This window comes from Afipia sp. GW822-FHT03D08 (assembly GCF_058801645.1).
In genome coordinates this window covers 1-820 of the sequence record NZ_JBXANK010000008.1, presented here as the reverse complement: position 1 = coordinate 820, position 820 = coordinate 1, and the positions used below count along the sequence as shown (strand labels likewise).

Here is an 820-nt window from a genome sequence, read left to right as displayed (position 1 = left end):
CGATTATGCGGAGCGCGGGATTATGCGGCGAGTTGGCCTGTGAGGCTTGGATTCCGGCCGCTTTGGCCCGATTTCACTCCGCATAATGCCGAGGGTAGAAGGCTGGCGCCCCGCGGTGAGCGGAGCGCCGTTGGGCGGTTTATCGCGACCAGATGAGCTTGTGCTCGCCCTTGTCGCCCTGGACGAGGGAGGCGTAGACCGGGGCGGTGAAGGAGGGATCGTCGAGCTTGAGCGAGAGGTACTCGGCGCCTGTTTCGCGGGCGGTCCGGCTCCAGCCTGCTCCGAGCTCGACGCCGTTGGCGGTGACGCGATAGTCGGGCGCCTTGTCGTTGTCGCGCTCGCAGGGCTTGATGGTGGCCTTAACATTGAGGGCGAGGGTCTTGATCATCCCGGCATAGGCGCCGTTCTCGTCGCGGGTGAAGGTGCCGATCTGAGCCATTGTCGTTCTCCTGAGAGTTGCCCGAAGCCGCCCGATGCGACCTCGATGGCGGTCGAGAGGCGACGGACCGGCCGACTGCATCCACAGGGCCGCAGCGCGAGCGGAGGACGGCGGCAGCCGAGCTTGTTGTCCCGCGAGGAATGACCGCTTGCGGTCAGGGGAAGAAGGTCGGCGGAGCCGTTGCAGGCTGAGGCCGGCCCGGCGCCAGACCAGCCCAGAAGAGAGGCCGCACGGGGGCTTCGCCGGCCTTGTCGGCAGAGATCGGCGCTGGCGATCGGGACCTCATCCGCGGGCCCGACGCCGCCGGCGCGTCACCCTCCCGGCGTCACGGCCACCATGCCTCCCGACACAACGACACGCGCCGCGCCCAACACGGCTTCG

1 protein-coding gene is annotated in these 820 nt (G+C 68.4%); it reads right to left on the bottom strand.

Annotation, left to right across the window (positions count from 1 at the left end):
• Nucleotides 1–139: 139 nt before the first annotated feature.
• Nucleotides 140–439, bottom strand: coding sequence for a DUF736 domain-containing protein (locus tag AC1RM7_RS23820; protein ID WP_393986812.1), 300 nt, complete (start codon nt 437–439; stop codon nt 140–142).
• Between the last annotated feature and the right edge of the window lie 381 nt (nt 440–820).

Coding starts and splice junctions, on each gene's coding strand:
- AC1RM7_RS23820 (WP_393986812.1), bottom strand. CDS start 439: ATGGCTCAGATCGGCACCTTCACCCGCGACGAGAACGGCGCCTATGCC.